The 17,224-nt window shown below is 67.9% G+C and carries 16 protein-coding genes; 4 read left to right on the top strand and 12 right to left on the bottom strand.

All coding sequences use genetic code 11. The features are described 5' to 3' along the window. Nucleotides 1-30: 30 nt before the first annotated feature. On the bottom strand, nt 31-2,124 hold the full coding sequence (locus tag AC07OY_RS16925) for a 3-hydroxyacyl-CoA dehydrogenase NAD-binding domain-containing protein (protein WP_495043776.1): 2,094 nt from the start codon (nt 2,122-2,124) through the stop codon (nt 31-33). Between the two features lie 346 nt (nt 2,125-2,470). Beyond that, nucleotides 2,471-2,848 carry a hypothetical protein gene (locus AC07OY_RS16920; protein ID WP_495043775.1) on the bottom strand — a complete coding sequence of 126 codons (378 nt, stop codon included), beginning with the start codon at nt 2,846-2,848 and terminating at the stop codon, nt 2,471-2,473. Between the two features lie 145 nt (nt 2,849-2,993). Between AC07OY_RS16920 and AC07OY_RS16915 the strand changes: the two genes are divergently transcribed. Both AC07OY_RS16915 and AC07OY_RS16910 read left to right on the top strand, forming a co-directional pair. Further along, a complete protein-coding gene (locus AC07OY_RS16915) occupies nt 2,994-5,330 on the top strand; it encodes a hypothetical protein (RefSeq protein ID WP_495043774.1) in 2,337 nt (778 codons plus the stop codon). Between the two features lie 154 nt (nt 5,331-5,484). Further along, a complete protein-coding gene (locus AC07OY_RS16910) occupies nt 5,485-5,868 on the top strand; it encodes a VanZ family protein (RefSeq protein ID WP_495043773.1) in 384 nt (127 codons plus the stop codon). Here AC07OY_RS16910 and AC07OY_RS16905 read toward each other — a convergent pair. The 3 genes from AC07OY_RS16905 to AC07OY_RS16895 all read right to left on the bottom strand — a co-directional run bounded on the left by AC07OY_RS16905 (nt 5,840) and on the right by AC07OY_RS16895 (nt 9,007). Beyond that, nucleotides 5,840-7,150 carry a TRAP transporter large permease gene (locus AC07OY_RS16905; RefSeq protein ID WP_495043772.1) on the bottom strand — a complete coding sequence of 437 codons (1,311 nt, stop codon included), beginning with the start codon at nt 7,148-7,150 and terminating at the stop codon, nt 5,840-5,842. The genes AC07OY_RS16910 and AC07OY_RS16905 overlap by 29 nt on opposite strands. Before the next feature lie 376 nt (nt 7,151-7,526). Then, nucleotides 7,527-7,991 (bottom strand): TRAP transporter small permease, encoded by a 465-nt coding sequence (locus AC07OY_RS16900; protein WP_495043771.1) that lies wholly within the window; start codon nt 7,989-7,991, stop codon nt 7,527-7,529. After that, complete coding sequence (locus tag AC07OY_RS16895; protein ID WP_495043770.1) at nt 7,988-9,007, bottom strand: TRAP transporter substrate-binding protein; 1,020 nt, start codon at nt 9,005-9,007, stop codon at nt 7,988-7,990. The genes AC07OY_RS16900 and AC07OY_RS16895 overlap by 4 nt, the downstream gene beginning before the upstream one ends. Nucleotides 9,008-9,149: 142 nt before the next feature. On the opposite strand from AC07OY_RS16895, the gene egtB reads away from it, so the two are divergent. Next, nucleotides 9,150-10,292, top strand: a complete 1,143-nt coding sequence (egtB, locus tag AC07OY_RS16890; protein WP_495043769.1) for an ergothioneine biosynthesis protein EgtB — start codon at nt 9,150-9,152, stop codon at nt 10,290-10,292. Then, on the top strand, nt 10,289-11,275 hold the full coding sequence (gene egtD, locus AC07OY_RS16885) for an L-histidine N(alpha)-methyltransferase (protein WP_495043768.1): 987 nt from the start codon (nt 10,289-10,291) through the stop codon (nt 11,273-11,275). The genes egtB and egtD overlap by 4 nt, the downstream gene beginning before the upstream one ends. Here the strand turns inward: egtD and AC07OY_RS16880 are convergent. The 7 genes from AC07OY_RS16880 to urtB all read right to left on the bottom strand — a co-directional run bounded on the left by AC07OY_RS16880 (nt 11,272) and on the right by urtB (nt 17,150). After that, the gene (locus tag AC07OY_RS16880; RefSeq protein ID WP_495043767.1) at nt 11,272-11,829 is read right to left on the bottom strand and encodes a GNAT family N-acetyltransferase; all 558 of its coding nucleotides are present in this window, start codon (nt 11,827-11,829) and stop codon (nt 11,272-11,274) included. The two genes, egtD and AC07OY_RS16880, sit on opposite strands and share 4 nt — an antisense overlap. A gap of 173 nt (nt 11,830-12,002) precedes the next feature. Continuing rightward, a complete protein-coding gene (locus tag AC07OY_RS16875) occupies nt 12,003-12,413 on the bottom strand; it encodes a hypothetical protein (RefSeq protein WP_495043766.1) in 411 nt (136 codons plus the stop codon). Between the two features lie 74 nt (nt 12,414-12,487). Beyond that, a complete protein-coding gene (locus tag AC07OY_RS16870) occupies nt 12,488-12,940 on the bottom strand; it encodes a hypothetical protein (protein ID WP_495043765.1) in 453 nt (150 codons plus the stop codon). 86 nt (nt 12,941-13,026) lie between these two features. Beyond that, complete coding sequence (gene urtE / locus AC07OY_RS16865) at nt 13,027-13,722, bottom strand: urea ABC transporter ATP-binding subunit UrtE (protein ID WP_495044070.1); 696 nt, start codon at nt 13,720-13,722, stop codon at nt 13,027-13,029. Between the two features lies 1 nt (nt 13,723). Next, complete coding sequence (urtD, locus tag AC07OY_RS16860) at nt 13,724-14,557, bottom strand: urea ABC transporter ATP-binding protein UrtD (protein WP_495043764.1); 834 nt, start codon at nt 14,555-14,557, stop codon at nt 13,724-13,726. Beyond that, the gene (gene urtC, locus AC07OY_RS16855; RefSeq protein WP_495043763.1) at nt 14,554-15,603 is read right to left on the bottom strand and encodes an urea ABC transporter permease subunit UrtC; all 1,050 of its coding nucleotides are present in this window, start codon (nt 15,601-15,603) and stop codon (nt 14,554-14,556) included. Before urtC ends, urtD begins: the two co-directional genes overlap by 4 nt. Next, a complete protein-coding gene (gene urtB / locus AC07OY_RS16850) occupies nt 15,600-17,150 on the bottom strand; it encodes an urea ABC transporter permease subunit UrtB (protein WP_495043762.1) in 1,551 nt (516 codons plus the stop codon). Before urtB ends, urtC begins: the two co-directional genes overlap by 4 nt. Between the last annotated feature and the right edge of the window lie 74 nt (nt 17,151-17,224).

Genomic DNA, 17,224 nt, shown 5'->3' with positions numbered 1-17,224 from the left:
TCTTGAATCCTTGTTCGTTGGGCCGAAGGCTTAAGTGAAGGACTTGCCTTCAGCCACCAGTCGCGCCAGCAGTGGTGCCGGCGTCCAGAACGCGCCGTCGTCCATCGGGTTCTTGGCAAAGCGCTTCATCGCCTGCACGACGTTGAAGAGGCCCAGCGTGTCGGCATAGCACATCGGGCCACCGCGGAAGATGGGGAAGCCGTAGCCGGTCAGGTAGACCATGTCCACGTCCGACGCGCGCTGGGCGATGCCCTCTTCCAGCAGATGGGCGGCCTCGTTGACCAGGGCGAACACCAGGCGGTGCACGATCTCCTCGTCGCTGATGTCGCGCTTCTTGGCGCCGATGGCCTCGCGGTGCTTGGCCAGCATCTCTTCGACGACAGCCGACGGGATGGCATCGCGCTTGCCGGGCAGGTAGTCGTACCAGCCGGCGCCGGTCTTCTGGCCGAAGCGGCCCAGCTCGCAAAGGCGGTCGGCGCTGGCCGAATACTTCATGGTGGCGCGCTCGACGGCGCGGCGCTTGCGGATGGCCCAGCCGATGTCGTTGCCGGCCAGGTCGCCCATGCGGAAGGGGCCCATCGCGAAGCCGAACTTCTCGACGGCCTTGTCCACCTGCTGCGGCGTGCAGCCTTCATCCAGCAGGAAGCCGGCCTGGCGGCTGTACTGCTCGATCATGCGGTTGCCGATGAAGCCGTCACAGACGCCGGACACGACGGCCGTCTTCTTGATCTTCTTGCCAATGGCCATCACGGTGGCCAGCACGTCCTTGGCCGTCTCCTTGCCGCGCACCACTTCCAGCAGCTTCATCACGTTAGCCGGGCTGAAGAAGTGCATGCCCACCACGTCCTGCGGGCGCTTGGTGAAGGAGGCGATCTTGTCGACGTCCAGCGTCGAGGTGTTGGAGGCCAGGATGGCGCCGGGCTTGGCCACGGCGTCCAGTTGCTTGAAGACGGCTTCCTTGACGCCGATCTCCTCGAACACGGCCTCGATGATGAGGTCGCAGTCCTTCAGGTCGTCGTAGCTCAGCGTGGTGCTCAGCAGGGCCACGCGCTGGGCGTATTTGTCTTCCTTCAGCTTGCCCTTCTTGACCTGGGCTTCGTAGTTCTTCTTGATGGTCGCGACGCCGCGATCCAGGGCTTCCTGCTTGGTCTCCAGGATGGTGACCGGGATGCCCGCGTTCAGGAAGTTCATCGAGATGCCGCCACCCATGGTGCCGGCGCCGATGACGCCGACCTTGGCGATGGTGCGCAGCGGCGTGTCCTCGGGCACGTCGGAAATCTTGCTGGCCACGCGCTCGGCGAAGAACAGATGGCGCAGGGCCTTGGATTCGGGCGTCATCATCAGCGCCGCGAAGCCTTCGCGCTCGGCGCGCATGCCGTCGTCGAACTTCAGGTTGACCGCACCGGCCACGGCTTCCAGGCAGCGCAGCGGCGCCGGGAAGTTCTTGCTCATGCCGCCCACCATGTTGCGGGCGAACTGGAAGTAGGCCTCGGCATTCGGATGGCGGGCCTTCAGGTCGCGCACCTTGGGCAGCGGGCGCTTCTCGGAGACTTCCTCGGCGAACTTGACGGCGGCGTCGACCACATCGGCATCGACGATCTTGTCGAACAGCTTCTGGCCGGGGACCATGGCCAGCATCTGCGCTTCAACGGGCTCGCCGCTGACGATCATGTTCAACGCGGGCTCGACACCCAGGGCACGCGGCAGGCGCTGCGTGCCGCCGGCGCCGGGCAGCAGGCCCAGCTTCACTTCGGGCAGGGCGACCTTGGTGCCGGTCTGCGCGACGCGGTAGTGGCAGCCCAGGGACAGTTCCAGGCCACCGCCCATGCAGACGCTGTGGATGGCCGCGACAACCGGCTTGCTGCAGTTCTCGACGACGGCGATCAGGCTGAGCAGATTGGGCTCGGCCAGGGCCTTGGGCGAACCGAATTCCTTGATGTCGGCGCCGCCCGAGAAGGCCTTGCCGGCGCCGGTGATGACCAGGCTGGTGATGGCCGGATCGGCTTCGGCGCGCTCCACACCGGCGGCAACGGCCGAGCGGGTGGCAAAACCCAGACCGTTGACCGGCGGGTTGTCGAGCGTGATCACGGCAACGCTGCCGCGAACTTCGTAATGGGCTGTCATGGGCACGACCTCGGTTGGCGGGCCCACCGCGTCTCCCGCAGCCGGCCCAGAATAGAACGACCGTTCGATTCTAGGCAGCCGTCTTGCCGCAGTCTTGTCTCGGCAGTGACAAAGGGGCTTTCGGCATTCCGGGCCGAGCGCCGGGCCGCTCCCAAGCCGGCCCGCTTGGCGATGTGCTTGTGGCTCAATGCCGCAAGCATCGCCGTCCCCGCGGGGGCTGAGGCCGGACACATCGCGCCCGGTGGGCGGGATGTGCCTGCCGAAGAGCTGCGGCACTGCCGCAGCGCGGTCTGCAAGACCGACCAGCCTCACCCGCGTTCAGCGCGGCGAGCTGGGCGAGGGGCCTCTAGTACTGCGACTTCGGCAGGACAACCGTGTCCTTGAAGGGCTTGGGCTCCTCGGCAGGCGCCGCCGGCTGCATCTTGGCTTCCACATAGCGGCGCGTCGCCTCGGCAGCGTCGATGGGTGCAGGAGGCGGAGGCGCCTGGCGCGGCGCGGGCCGCACGGCCAGGCGCAGCTCATGGCATTCGCGCTGCAGCTGCTCGACCTGCTTACGCGCCTGCGTGACCTGTTGGGCGCCCAGTTGGCGGGCCTGCTCGACATGCATCACGCGTTCATGTTCGCGCTTGAGCTTGTTGGCTGCCCAGGCATAGACCGCCCCGCCACCGAGCGCTGCCCCCAGCGCGAGACCGCCCAGCAAGGGCAGCAGTTGACCGTTGTCCATGTTTTTGACCTTCCCTCGACACCGTTGTCCTCTTCACTGTATGCCCGCCGCCGCCTCCATGACCGCCCGGCGAGGGTTTTTCACGAGGCGCCGCCATCCCCGGCCGCCCTTGGACGCGCTCCACCCCGCAGCTAGAGTGCGGGCCATGCTGATTCCGGTCGTCTATCCGCCTCACGAACCCGCGCCGCCGCCGCAGTTCTCGCCGCCGCCGCAACCTCCTGGCCCCCAGGAAGCCGGTCCGCCCCCGCCTCCGCCGCCACCCGAGCCCCCCGCCGAGGCGCCCGCGCCGGAAGGTGACGTGCCGTGGATGCTCTATCTGCTGCGGGTGCTGGGCCTGTGCGCCTTCCCGGTCGGCATCGTCATCGCGGGCGTCGCCGTGCTGCTGGGTCTTGAGCAGGCCCGCGAGACCCTGCTGTCGCTGGAAGTCGGCAGCGTGCAGACGGCCGTCCTCGTCTTCGCCTTCGGCCTGTGGCTGCTGCTGGCCTGGTATGTGAGCCGGCTGCTGCTGGACCGCCGCTTCAAGCCCGACACGCTGGGCGAATGCATGAATCCGCGCTTCGCTCAAGCGCTGCGCCGCTGGCTGCCGCGCAGCCTGATTCTTGGCGGCGGCCTGCCCATCGCGGCCTTCTTCCTGATGCAGCAGCGCGAGCGCTTCATCGGCGTCGGCCTGCTGGCCGTCACCCTGCTGCTCTATCTCTTCGTCTGGAAGCGGCGCGCCTGGCTGCTGAAGCTCGGCGCCGGCTCGCGGCTGGCCCGCCTGCTGGCCCTGGACGGCCGCCGCGAGGCCATCGAGCTGCTGCAGCGCGAAGACCGCCTGAGCACGCCGTCGCGCGTGCTGGTCGCGCTGGTGCTGCTGCTGCAATGGGGCGTGTTCGCCGCCCTCGTCGCAATCCCCGAGGAGACGGCGCGTGCCATCGGCTCGCCGGCCCTGGTGCTGCTGGCCATGGGCAGCTGGATCGTCTTCGGCGGCATCCTGCTGACCTATGTACCCAAGGCCCTGATCCGCTTCCCGCTCACCGCCCTGCCCGTCCTGCTCTTCGTCCTTTGCGCGCCGCTGAACGACAACCACCGCGTCGCCGACCCCGAACGCAGCGCCAGGAGTGCCGTGACGGCCCGTCAGCCCGCTGATGCCTGGCTGCAGACCTGGCTGCGCACCGTGGGCGCCGACGGCAAGCGCCCCCTCGTCCTCGTCGCCGTGGCGGGCGGCGCCTCGCGGGCGGCCTACTGGGGCAGTGCCTCGCTGGCGCGGCTGCAGGATCTGGGCGAACAGCAGGGCGTCAACTTCGCCGACTCCGTCTTCGCCATCAGCGGCACCTCGGGCGGTGCCCTGGGTGCGACGAGCTTTGTCGCCGCCGTCGATGCACGCCGCCAGGCCATCGATGGCGCCCATTGCACGCCCTGGAAGCTGGTGCGCGACTTCACCGGCCTCGACCATCTCGCCACGCCGGTCGGCGACATGCTCTACCCCGACCTGGTGCAGCGTTTCCTGCCGGTGCCCATCGCCGGTGCCGACCGCTCCCTGGGGCTGGAACGCGCCTGGCGGCGCGACTGGGCGCAGAGCCTGGCTCGCCAATGCCCGCTGCGCCCGACCGCCCACGTCAACCCCTGGGGCGAGGCCATGACGGCCCTGCATGCCCGCTCCACCGACGCCGAGTGGCTGCCGCTGCTGGCCCTGAACACGACGGCCCTGTCGCGCGGCCAGCGCGTCTACCAGTCCGATTTCCTGCTGCCCGGCGGCGACGGCATCGACCTGCTCGATCCCTCGCTCGGCCTGGAGGTGGAGCAGATCACGCTGGCCCAGGCCGTGCACAACAGCGCCCGCTTCCCCTATATCAGCCCGGCCGCGGCGGTCGTCTTCAAGGAAGCGCACCGGGACGAGGAGAACGACGACGTCGGCCGCGTCTGGGACCGCCTGGGCGACGGCGGCTATGTGGAGGCCAGCGCCACGCTGACGCTGTCCGACCTGCTGCGCGACCTCGAGGCCGCCGGCCGCCTCAAGGTCTGCAAGCCGGAGGAAGACTGCGCCGGCCAGGGCATCCTGGACCGCTCGCGGCTGCGCCTGCTGCTGCTCGGCAACGCGCCCGCCCACGTCGACGACTGGCTGTGCCGCGACGCCCCCACGGCCGCCGATGCCCAGCCCCTGGACAGCCGCCGCTACCGCGCCACGCACATGGGCCTGAACGAGGTCGTCGCGCCGGCCCAGGGCATCCTGAACAGCAACAGCGCGCGTGGCCGCGACTCGACGGTCGAGCTCATCAAGCGCATCGGCGGCTGCGGCCAGGTGGCGGAGCTGCGCCTGCCGCTGGTGCCCGGCCAGCGCCAGCCCTCGATGAACTGGATGCTGAATTCCGCTTCGCGCGCCCTCATCGACGCGGCCCTGCTGGAGAAGCTCAACCCGGCCGATCCCGCCGTCGGCGCGGCCCAGGCCCAGCTGGTCGCCCACCTGCGCCAGGCCAAGACCTGGCTGCTGCAGATGAAATGAAGCCCCTCGTCCAACGAGTACGTTGGACGGTCCCCCGCGGGGACGGCGATGCTTGCCGGATTGACCGGCAAGCACATCGCCCAAGGCGGGCCGGCTAGCGAGCGGCCCGTCGCTCGGCCCGCAAATCCAAGGCCCATCGCCGCCTCGCAATCGCATGCCCAGCTTCATCCTGAACTTTTGTACCGCGCGCCGCGCCCTGTGGCGCGCGCTGCTCGCCGTCCTGTTCGTCGCTATCACCTGGCTGGCCCTGAGCCCGGCGCCGCCCAAGACCCTGAGCACCGGCTGGGACAAGAGCAACCACGTGCTCGCCTTCGCGGCGCTGGCCTTTGCCAGCGTCTGGGCCCTGTGGCAGCGGCCGCGGCAATGGATCTGGCTGGTGCTGGCCCTGGTCGGCTACGGCATCGCCATCGAGATCGCGCAGGGCCTTCTGCCGCCGCGCGAGGCCGACTGGCACGATGTGCTGGCCGACAGCATCGGCATCGCCCTCGGCCTGCTTGCGGCCTGGCCCGTCACAGCCAGCGCAGCACGCCGACACTGATGGCGGGCACGAAGAGCAGCAGCAGCATCCTCAGCACATCGCTGACGAGAAAAGGGATGACACCCTTGTAGGTCTCGTTCATGGGCACGTCGCGCGCCATGCCGTTGACGACATAGACATTGAGCCCCACCGGCGGTGCCAGCATGCCGATGCCCACCGTCATCAGCACCAGGATGCCGAACCAGATCGCCTTGGGCTCGGCCGCCAGGCCCCACAGGTCCAGGCCCATGATGGTCGGGAAGATGACGGGGATGGTCAGCAGCAGCATGGACAGCTCGTCCATCACGCAGCCCAGCACGACATAGAAAGCCAGCACGCCGGCCACGATGAGCAGCGGCGGCACCGCGAGGCCGCCGACCCATTGCGCCAGGTGCCCGGGCATCTGTGTCAGGGCCAGGGCCGAATTCATCATGTCGGCGCCGAGGAAGATCATGAAGACCATGGCTGTCGTCTCGGCCGTACCGAGCAGGGCACGCTTCAGTCCTTCGCCGCGCAGTTCGCCGGACAGCAGACCGCTGGCCAGCGTCGCCAGCGCACCGACGGAGGCACCCTCGGTCGGGCTGAACAGGCCGCCGTAGATGCCACCGAACACGACGACGAAGATCGCCAGCAGCGGCCACACGCCCAGCAGCGCCCGCCAGCGCTCGCCCCAGCCATGGCGCCGCCCCGGCACCGCCAGCTCGGGCCGCAGCCGGCAGGTGATGGCGATGACGGCGAGATAGCCCGCCGTCGCGATCAGCCCCGGGATGAAGGCCGCGGCGAAGAGCTTGGCGATGTTCTGCTCGGTCAGGATGGCATAGACGATCAGCGGCACCGACGGCGGGATCAAGATGCCCAAGGTGCCGCCCGTGGCCAGCACGGCCGTCGACAGCCGCCCGTGATAGCCGGCCTGCTTCATCTCGCCATAGGCCACCTGGGTGATGGTGGCGCAGGTGGCGACGGACGACCCGCAGACCGAGCCGAAGGCGGCAGCAGCGAGGATGGCCGCGAAGGCCAGGCCACCGCGCCAATGGCCGACCCACGCGGCTGCGGCCTTGAAGAGGGCGCGCGACAGCCCGCCCTGGGTGGCGAACTGGCCCATCAGCAGGAAGAGCGGGATGACTGACAACTCGTAGACCGTCAGCCGCGCGACGGCCGAACCCTTGATGAGATTGAGCAGGGCGGCGTCGCTGCTCATCCAGGCATAGCCCAGGGCACCGGGGATGAACATCGCCGCGGCGATGGGCACGCGCAGGGCCATCAGCAAGAGCATCAGGCCGAAGATGGTGAGGCCGGCGGTCATGTTCGCCTGCAGGTCTTGACGCTGAATTGGCGCTGTCTTGGCGCCACGGCCCAGCCGGGAGTTCGCCCCGGCGGGCGACCTACTTTCTGGGCGACCAGAAAGTAGGCAAAGAGTCGCCCCCGAACCGCCCGCCCCTCGCATCGCGAGGGGTTCCCTGCGGTGCGCCGTCCTTGAGGCCCCGCGCAAAACTCCCGCCGCGGCCCAAGGGCCGCTGTGGTCAAACAGTTGCGCGGAGTCAGTTGTTGAGGCGTGCTGACGCACGCGGCCTCAAGGCCGTGCGCTCCTCGGCGGGACTCAAAGGGGGAGTGAATGAACAGCCCGAACCAGCGGGTTGATGCGTTTGGCATCGGGCGCCCGCCCACCGGGGCGGAGCACGTCAAGCCTCACCTCGCCGAACCACCTGCCCCACCGCAATCACCGCCGTCAGCCCCAACCCCGGCGCCAGGATGGCATAAGCCCACCACATCGGCAGGCCGAGGATCATGGTCTGCTCGCCCGCTTCATCCACGGCGACCGCCCCAACGCCGGTGCGCCAGGCCAGCAGGCCCAGCATGACGGCCAGCAGCAGCGCGCCGAAACGATCCAGGGCCGCGTTCACGCGCTGCGGCGCGGCCTGGGTGAAGAAGTCCACGATGATGTTGCCGCGCCTGAGCTGGCACCAGGGCAGGCACAGCGTGATGGCCAGGGCGATGCCGATCTGGCTCAGCTCGACATCACCCCGCACCGGGGCGGCGAACCAGTTGCGGCCGACGACGCTGTACAGCGTCATGCCGGCCACGAGCAAGGCGCACAAGCCGCCCAGCAGCGCAAACGCCGCGGCCAGCTTCTCCAGCCACCTCACTTCTTGTACTTGGCCAGCAGGGCCTGCGCCTCGGCCAGCATCTGCTTGCCGGGCAGGCCGCGCTTGTCCATGTCGGCCGCCCAGTCGTCGTAGAGGGGATGGCTGGCCTTGATCCACTGGTCCACCTCGGCGGCCGGCACCGTGTAGAAGACATTGCCACGGTCCAAGGCGGGCTTGCGGCCCGGAGCCTGGCTGGCGTCCCAGGTGCGGCCGGCGGACTGCGACAGCACGGCGCCAGAATTCTTGTCGATGACGGCCTTCAGGTCGGCCGGCAGGCTGTCATATCTGGCCGGGTTCATGGCCAGCACGAAGACGGCGCTGTACAGGGCCGGGCGGCTCGGATCGGTCTCGGTGTGGAACTTCACCATCTCGTGCAGCTTGACCGAGGGAATCACTTCCCACGGCAGCGCGAAGCCGTCGATGGTGCCCTTGCTGACGGCATCGGCCACCGCTGGCAGCGGCATGCCGACCGGCGAGGCGCCGAGCGAGGAAAGCAGCTTGTTCGTCTGGCGCGTGGGTGCGCGCAGCTTGAGGCCCTTGAAGTCCGCCAGCGTCTTGATCTGCTTCTCGCGGGTGTGCAGATAGCCCTCGTCATGCGTGGCAAACATCAGCGGCTTGACGGCGGCGAATTCCTTGACGGCGTACTTGCCATAGAAGTCCCAGGCGGCGCGCGCGGCGGCCTCGGCGGAGTTGGTCATGAAGGGCAGCTCGAACACCTCCATGATGGGAAAGCGCCCGGCCGTGTAGCCCGGCAGCGTGAAGGCGATGTCGACGACACCGTCCTTGACCTGGTCGATGAGCTGGGCCGGCGTGCCGCCGAGCTGCATGGCCGGGTAGACCTGGCACTTCAGGCGGTTGCCCGAGTCGGCCGCGATCCTGTCGCACCAGGGCGCGAGGATCTGCGTCGGCGGCATGGCGCCGGGCGGCCAGAAATGATGCACCTTGAGCGTGATGGGCTCATTGGCCTGCACCGCGGTGGCGGTCAGCAGGGCGGCGATGAAGGCGAGTGCTTTCATGCCTGGTCTCCTTGTTGTGTGGCGGCGATCCTAGGGGAAGTGAAGACCCCCGGTATCGGCTTCCACCCTAGGGATGCCGTCCTACAGCCAACAACCCTTCACTGACATACCGTTGGCAGCAGTTTGCGATACGGTGCATTCCATGTTGACCGAGCTGCTCCGCGCCACCCGAGCTCATTCGCTCGCCCTGGCCGCGCCCCTGTCGGACGAAGACGCCCAGTTGCAGTCCATGCCCGATGCCAGCCCCGCCAAATGGCATCTGGCGCACACGACCTGGTTCTTCGAGACGCTGGTGCTGGCGCCCCATCTGCCGGACTACTGCGTCTTCGACGAACGCTGGCCGCGGCTCTTCAACTCCTATTACGAGAGCCTGGGCCCACGCCATGCCCGGCCGCAGCGCGGCCTGCTGAGCCGGCCTTCACTCGCCGAGGTCAAGGCCTACCGCCGCCATGTGGACGCCGCGCTTGCCGACCTGCTACCCCACGCTCTGGACGATGTGCTTCGCCTCATCGAGCTGGGCTGCCATCACGAGCAGCAGCATCAGGAGCTGTTGCTGACCGACATCCTGCATGCCTTCTCCTGCAACCCGCTGCTGCCGGCCTACGCCACCACGGCGCCGGCAAAGGCCGTCCCTGCGCAGCAGGCCTGGTTGAAGCATGCAGGCGGCATCGTCGACATCGGCCATGGCGGCAGCGGCTTCGCCTTCGACAACGAGGGCCCGCGACATCAGGCCCTCGTCACGCCCTTCGAGATCAGCAGCCGCCTCGTGAGCTGCGGCGAGTACGCCGATTTCATCGAGGCCGGTGGCTATCGCGAGCCCCTGCTGTGGCTGTCCGATGGCTGGGCCACGGTGCAGGCCCAGGGCTGGCAGCGGCCGGCCTACTGGCAGGAGGACGGCAGCGTCTTCGGCCTGCATGGCGTTCAGCCCATGGACCCGGATGCGCCCGTCCAGCAGCTCAGCTTCTACGAGGCCTGCGCCTTTGCCGAATGGGCCGGCGCGCGCCTGCCCACGGAGTTCGAGTGGGAGGCCGCGTCCAGCCTGCAAGGTTTCGAGCAGGCGGCCGACCAAGCCTGGCAATGGACACGTTCCAGCTATGCGCCCTACCCCGGCTTCAAGCCCGCGGCCGGCGCCGTCGGTGAATACAACGGCAAGTTCATGGTGGGCCAACAGGTGCTGCGCGGCGGCAGCCTGGCAACGCCCCAGGGCCACGCACGGCCCAGCTATCGCAATTTCTTCCCGCCGGCCGCGCGCTGGCAGTTCAGTGGATTGAGGCTCGCAAGATGAAACCAGGTATCGAATGGCGCCAGCCCCGGGCCAGCGCCGAGAACGAACAATTCGCGGCCGACCTGCACGCGGCGTTGAGCCGCACGCCCAAGGCGATCTCGCCCAAATACTTCTACGACGAGGCCGGCTCCCGGCTGTTCGAGCAGATCTGCGAGCTGCCGGAGTACTACCCGACGCGCACCGAGCTCGCGCTGCTGCAGGCGCACGCCGAAGACATGGCGGCCCAGATGGGCGGCCAGGTGCAGCTCGTCGAGTACGGCGCTGGCGCGCTGCGCAAGGTCCGCCTGCTGCTGGACGCCATTCCGCGCGACAGCGTGCAGTTCGTGCCGGTGGACATCTCGGGCCCTCACTTGCTGGCCGCCTGCGACGGCCTCGCGGGCGACTACCCCGGCCTGGCCATCCAGCCCCTGGTGGCCGACTTCACACGGCCGCACACCTTGCCGCCCTGTTCCGACGGCAGCCGCCGCGTCGGCTTCTTCCCCGGCTCCAGCATCGGCAACTTCACGCCCGCCGAGGCCGACGCCTTCCTGCGCCTGGCGGCTGGCGAGCTGGCCGGCGGCGGCCTGCTGATCGGCATCGACCTGGTGAAGGACCACGGCACGCTGCACGCCGCCTACAACGATGCGGCCGGCGTGACCGCGGCCTTCAACCTCAATGTGTTGATGCGCGCTCGCCAGGAGCTGGGGGCGGAATTCCCTCCGGACGGTTTCGAGCACCTGGCTTTCTACAACCCGGCGTATCGACGCATCGAGATGCATCTGCGGGCCACGCGGCCGCTGGAGCTGCGGCTGGGCGCCGAGGTCTACAACTTCCACGAAGGCGAGACGCTGCACACCGAGCACTCGCACAAATACACCGTCACCGGCTTCCAGGCCCTGGCCGAGCGCGCGGGCTTCAAGCCGGGCAAGGTGTGGACGGATGAGAACGGGTGGTTTGCGGTGCTGTGGCTGGAGGCGGCACAGGGCAGCGAACAGGGCGCCTAGCCGTTGTGGCGCAGAAACATGCACCACAGCGTCGCGCCACCCAGGCTGCCTCGGCCGGTCTGCTCAAAGCCGGCACCTTCGTAGAAACCGACATTCGTTGGATTCGCCGTCTCGAGGTAGACGCCAGCCGAAAGTGGATCCGCAGCCGAGCGTTCGCAGAAGGCCTTGAGCAATTGCTTGCCGATGCCGCGGCCCTGCAGGGCCGGGTCCAGCCCGAGCACGCCGAGGTAGTAGTGCGGCGCGGCCGGCTTGCCCTTGTCGGCGATCTCGTCATAGACCGCCATACGCTCGCTCAAGCCGGGGATGGCGCTCTCGAAACGATCCCAGTCATCCGCAAAGCGCTTCGGCCATTGGGGTCGGGCCGTGGTGTAGCCCATCGCCGCGCCATGGATGCCGTCGGCGTCTCGCGCCAGAAGCACCGGCATGCTGAGGGCGACGCGCGCGCCCATCAACAGCGAGAAGAACTGCGTCACCCGCTCGCGGTAGCCTGTCCCGGTCCGAAGCAGGAATCCCGTGATCGGGTCATCCGCGAAAGCCGTGGCCAGCCGGTCCACGGCGGGCTCGATGTCCGAGGGGGTAGCAGCGGTGATGTGCATGACGCAGCTTCCAGGCCCTCACCGAGCGCGCCAGCCGGGCACGATGTGGACGGACCAGAACGAGTGGTTTGCGGTGTCGAGGTTGGAGGCTGAGGACGGCTGAATTCCGCAGAGGCTCACAACTTCCCGGCTCAAGTACTGATGAACTTGCGGTACGCAAAGGTGCCCGCAACCCCTTGGGCGTAGTAGTAGAGAAAGACGAGGCTGATCAGCAGGCCGCTGACCTTGCCGGTCTCGACGGTGATCATGACCTTGGAGACGACAAAGTAGATGAGCATCAAGACGGCGCAGGCACGGCTCTTCTTGTAGATGCCGAAGGTGAAGCCAAAGATGAATGCGACGTCGATCAGGTTCCACGCATCCGGCCCCAGAAGGTTGCCGCTGGACATTCCAATCAGCGTGATCACCAGCGTCATGCCGCCTGAAATGATGCCTGCCACCCACGCGCCCTTGATCTTCTTGAGGATCTCCGGCGGCACCTCTTGCAAAGGCTGCTCGATGGCGACTTCAACTGTCGGAGGCGAATAGGGATTCAGCGACATGGATTGGCTTGAGATGTGCTGCGGACTGCAGCCGCCGCGGCACGGAAAACACCGTCAACGTTGCATCCAACGAATCAGCTTGCCAGCTGCCGGCCTTTGGAAAGCCAGAGCGGCTTGATCTTGTGCAGCTTCATCAGATACGGCACATGAACCAGCAACTCGAGGCGGATGGTGATGGCGTTGTGGGCCACCATTGAGTAAACCATGGTCCCCAGGCAGACGGCGACACCCCCATAGCCCGTGATCAGGCAGGCATTGACGCCCCAGGACTTGCCGAAGAGCAGGCCGTAGGCGGACACCGCCAACGACAACATGAAGGCCGAGATGAGAAGTGCCATCGGATGCAGCGGCGAGCCCCGATAGACGAGACCGAATATCTCGAAGCTCGCTGGCTGACCCAGGACCGCCGCCACGATCGTCAACACCGGGATCGCCGCGCCCATCAGCATGAAGCCCCAGCCGAAGATCTTGATCCACAGCGGCACGAGCTTCTTGCGATCGGCGACTGCATCGGCGGCCACGGGCATGTCAGCGACTGCCGCCACCGGCGGAACATAGGGATTCGATGGATTCATGCTGTGGGGGCCCGCAAAAGGCGCCGGCAAGAATAACGTCAGATCGCCAGCCTCTCCCTCACCCCATCCGCCGCCATGTCCTTGCCCCGCCCGCGCATGACGATCTCGCCGCGCTGCATCAGCAGATATTGATCCGCCAGTTCGGCGCAGAAGTCGTAGTACTGCTCCACCAGCACCACCGACAAGCCCTTGTCATGGGCCAGATGCTTGATGACGCGGCCGATGTCCTGGATGACATTGGGCTGGATGCCTTCGGTGGGCTCGTCCAGCAGCAGCACCTTCGGCCCCGGCGCCAACGCGCGGGCAATGGCGAGCTGCTGCTGCTGCCCACCGGACAGGTCGCCGCCGCGGCGGGAGCGCATCTTGGCGAGTACCGGGAAGAGCTCGAACAACTCCGGAGACAGCGGCGTGCCGGCGGGCTGGCTGGCCAGGCCCATCTGCAGGTTCTCGATGACCGACAGCCGGCCGAAGATCTCGCGGCCCTGGGGCACATAGCCCAGGCCCGCCCGCACGCGCTGGTGGGTGCGCTGCTTGTTGATGTTCTCGCCGGCCAGCGTGATCGTGCCGGAGGTGATGGGCACGACACCCATCAGGCTCTTCAGCAGCGTCGTCTTGCCGACCCCGTTGCGGCCCATGACGACGGTGATCTCGCCGGGCTTCAGCGTGAAGTCCAGGCCGCGCAGGATGTGGGAGCCGCCACCGTAGTGCTGATGGAGGCCCTCAACGCGCAGGATGTCATCGGCCAAGGTACACCTCGATCACTTTCTCATCGGCCTGCACCTGAGCCATCGTGCCTTCGGCCAAGGTCTGGCCTTCGTGCAGCACCGTCACTGTGCGGTGAGCGCCGGCCAGCGCGGCAACAAAGCTCATGTCGTGTTCGACGACCACCAGCGAATGCTTGCCTTCCAGGCTCAGGAAGAGCTCGGCCGTACGCTCGGTCTCCTCGTCCGTCATGCCGGCCACGGGCTCGTCCAGCAACAGCAGCTTGGGGTCCTGGGCCAGCAGCATGCCGATCTCCAGCCATTGCTTCTGGCCGTGGCTGAGCAGGCCGGCGACGCGCTCGCGCTCGTCGGCGAGGTGGACGGTCTTCAGCAGTTCGGCGACGCGGTCGCGCTGTTCGCCGCTGAGCCGGGCGCGCATCGCAAAGCGGGCGCGGCGGTCGCCTGCCAGGGCCAGCTCCAGGTTCTCGGCCACCGTCAAGGCGTCGAAGACGGTCGGCTTCTGGAACTTGCGGCCAATGCCGGCGCGGGCAATCTCGGTCTCGCTCATCTGGCGCAGGTCGAGGTTGCTGCCGAAGAAGACGCGGCCGCTGTCGGGCCGGGTCTTGCCGGTGATGCAGTCCATGGTCGTCGTCTTGCCGGCGCCATTGGGGCCGATGACGCAGCGCAGCTCGCCCACGCCGATGGTGAAGCTCAGGCCGCCCAGGGCCTGGAAGCCGTCGAAGGCCACCTTGAGGTCTTCGACATAGAGCGCCACGCCCTGGTTGAAGATGGGCTCGCCGGCCGTGGCGATGCGAGTCAGCGCGCGCGAGCGTGCCTCGGAGCCGGCTTCAAGAAGTTCCGGTGTCATTTCTTGAACCTCCGCGCCAGCCCCATCAAGCCTTGCGGCAGGAACAGCGTCACCGCGATGAAGAGGCCGCCCAGGATGTAGAGCCAGCCCTCGGGCCACCAGGCCGTGAAGACGGACTTGGTGCCATTGACGAAGAAGGCGCCCAGCACCGGCCCGATCAGCGTGCCGCGCCCGCCCACGGCCGCCCAGATGGCCATCTCGATGCTGGCCGCCGGGCTCATCTCGCCGGGGTTGATGATGCCGACCTGGGGCACATAGAGGATGCCGGCCAGCGCGCACATCATGGCGGAGATGACGTAGGCGCTGAGCTTGAAGGCCACCGGGTCATAGCCCAGGAAGCGCACGCGGCCCTCGGCGTCACGGATGGCCTGCAGGATGCGGCCCCAGCGGCTTTGCGTCAGCCAGCGCGCGATCAGGTAGCAGGCGATCAGCGCGACGCCACTGGCGACGCAAAGGCCGACCTTCATGCCGGGCGACGTGATGGCCAGGCCGGCGATGCGCTTGAAGTCGGTGAAGCCGTTGTTGCCGCCAAAGCCCGTCTCGTTGCGGAAGAAGAGCAGCATGGCCGCCACGGTCAGCGCCTGCGTGATGATGGAGAAATAGACGCCCTGGATGCGCGAGCGAAAGGCGAAATAGCCGAACACCGCGGCCAGCAGACCGGGCACGGCGAGCGCCAGGATGATCTGGCCCACCAGCGAGTCGCTGAGGGCCCAGTGCCAGGGCAGCTCCTTCCAGTTCAGGAAGACCATGAAGTCCGGCAGGTCCGACTGGTACTGGCCTTCGCGGCCGATCTGGCGCATCAGATACATGCCCATGCCATAGCCGCCCAGCGCGAAGAACAGGCCATGGCCCAGCGACAGGATGCCGCCGAAGCCCCAGATCAGGTCCAGGGCCAGCGCGCAGATGGCGAAGCACAGGAATTTGCCGAGCAAGCCGACATAGAACTCGCTGAGATGCAGCGCATGCCCTGGCGGGAAGGCCAGGTGCAGCAGCGGCGTGAGCAACACCACCACGGCCACGGCGATGAGGAGTGGCTTGTTCTTCATTCGACCGCCCTGCCCTTCAGTGCGAACAGGCCTTGCGGCTTCTTCTGAATGACCAGCACCAGCAGCATCAGCAGCGCGATCTTGGCCAGCACGGCGCCCTGCCAGCCCTCCAGCAGCTTGGACAGCACGCCCAGGCCCAGGCCGGCATAGACGGTGCCGGCGAGCTGGCCGACGCCACCCAACACGACGACCATGAAGGCGTCGACGATATAGCTCTGACCGAGGTCAGGCCCCACATTGCCGATCTGGCTCAAGGCGCAGCCGGCCAGGCCCGCGATGCCCGAGCCCAGCGCAAACGCCATCGTGTCCACCTTGGCCGTGTTGACGCCCACGCAGGCCGCCATGCGGCGGTTCTGCGTGACGCCGCGCACCATCAGGCCCAGGCGCGTCTTGGCCAGCAGCGTCCCCATGCCGACAAGCACCAGGGCCGCGAAGCCGAGGATGGCCAGGCGGTTGTAGGGCAGGGTCAGGTTGGGCAGCAGGGCCCAGCCGCCCGACAGCCAGGCGGGGTTCTCGACGGCCACGTTTTGCGCGCCGAACAGCGTGCGCACGGCCTGCATCAGGACGAGGGAGATGCCCCAGGTCGCCAGCAGCGTCTCCAGCGGCCGGCCGTAGAGCCAGCGAATGACGGTGCGCTCCATCGCCGCGCCGACGAGAGCTGCTGCGAGGAAGCTGGCCGGCAGCGCCACCCACAGGTAGTAGTCGAAGGCGCCGGGCGCCCAGGCGCGAAAGCCCTGCTGCACGCAGTAGGTGGCATAGGCGCCCACCATCAGCAGCTCGCCATGGGCCATGTTGATGACGCCCATCAGGCCATAGGTGATGGCCAGGCCCAGGGCCACCAGCAGCAGCACCGAGCCCAGGCTGAGGCCGGAGAACAGCAGCTGGGCGCGCTCGCCCCAGGCGAGGCGGTCGCCGATGTCGGATACGGCCTTCTGCATGGCGGATCGGGTGGCGGGATCGGACTCGGCCGCCAGCTTCTCCAACAACAGGGCCCGCGTGGCCGGGTCGGCGCTGCCGGCCAACTCCGTCGCGGCGGCCTTGCGCTGGGCCGCATCGGTGGACGACAGCTTGGCGCCGGCCACCAGGGCGCCCAGGTTGGCGCGCAGCTCTGCATCGGTCTCGGCCGCCAGCGCCTTCTCCAGCAAGGGCAGCTTGGACGCATCCGCGTCGTCGCGCAGCGTCGCCAGCGCCTTGGCCCGCGTGGCGCGGTCTTGCGACAGCAGATCCAGCCCCGCCAGCGCCGACTCGATCTCGCGGCGCATGCGGTTGTTCAGCATCGGCTCCTCGGTATCGGCCGGCGCGCTCGCGCCTTCCGCGATGACCAGGGCCTGACCACCCTTCAGGCGCACACGGCCGTCCTGCAAGGCACGCAGGAAGGGCCCCAGCGACGCATCACCCGCAGCCAGTGCCTGCTGCAATGCCGCGACGCGGTCGTCGCCCTCACCCGCTGCGATGCGCGCCGCGAGCTCGGGCGGCAGGGCCCAGGCCGAAGTTGCTCCAAAGGCGAGCAGCGCCAGCAACCAACCCAAAAGAAGTCGTTTGATCATGAAGATCCAAGCGAACGAAACCGTGATGCGCACGATGCGCACCGGTGCAGTAGCAGCCGTGGGCCTTGGCCCAC

The organism is Roseateles sp. GW821-FHT09H10 (assembly GCF_059415865.1).
Note: the sequence above shows the minus strand (reverse complement) of the source record. Positions and strands in the feature narration are given on the sequence as shown.

Coding starts and splice junctions, on each gene's coding strand:
- urtD (WP_495043764.1), bottom strand. CDS start 14,557: ATGACACCGGAACTTCTTGAAGCCGGCTCCGAGGCACGCTCGCGCGCG.
- AC07OY_RS16870 (WP_495043765.1), bottom strand. CDS start 12,940: ATGCCCGTGGCCGCCGATGCAGTCGCCGATCGCAAGAAGCTCGTGCCG.
- AC07OY_RS16920 (WP_495043775.1), bottom strand. CDS start 2,848: ATGGACAACGGTCAACTGCTGCCCTTGCTGGGCGGTCTCGCGCTGGGG.
- egtB (WP_495043769.1), top strand. CDS start 9,150: ATGTTGACCGAGCTGCTCCGCGCCACCCGAGCTCATTCGCTCGCCCTG.
- AC07OY_RS16895 (WP_495043770.1), bottom strand. CDS start 9,007: ATGAAAGCACTCGCCTTCATCGCCGCCCTGCTGACCGCCACCGCGGTG.
- egtD (WP_495043768.1), top strand. CDS start 10,289: ATGAAACCAGGTATCGAATGGCGCCAGCCCCGGGCCAGCGCCGAGAAC.
- AC07OY_RS16915 (WP_495043774.1), top strand. CDS start 2,994: ATGCTGATTCCGGTCGTCTATCCGCCTCACGAACCCGCGCCGCCGCCG.
- urtB (WP_495043762.1), bottom strand. CDS start 17,150: ATGATCAAACGACTTCTTTTGGGTTGGTTGCTGGCGCTGCTCGCCTTT.
- AC07OY_RS16910 (WP_495043773.1), top strand. CDS start 5,485: ATGCCCAGCTTCATCCTGAACTTTTGTACCGCGCGCCGCGCCCTGTGG.
- AC07OY_RS16905 (WP_495043772.1), bottom strand. CDS start 7,150: ATGACCGCCGGCCTCACCATCTTCGGCCTGATGCTCTTGCTGATGGCC.
- AC07OY_RS16925 (WP_495043776.1), bottom strand. CDS start 2,124: ATGACAGCCCATTACGAAGTTCGCGGCAGCGTTGCCGTGATCACGCTC.
- urtC (WP_495043763.1), bottom strand. CDS start 15,603: ATGAAGAACAAGCCACTCCTCATCGCCGTGGCCGTGGTGGTGTTGCTC.
- AC07OY_RS16875 (WP_495043766.1), bottom strand. CDS start 12,413: ATGTCGCTGAATCCCTATTCGCCTCCGACAGTTGAAGTCGCCATCGAG.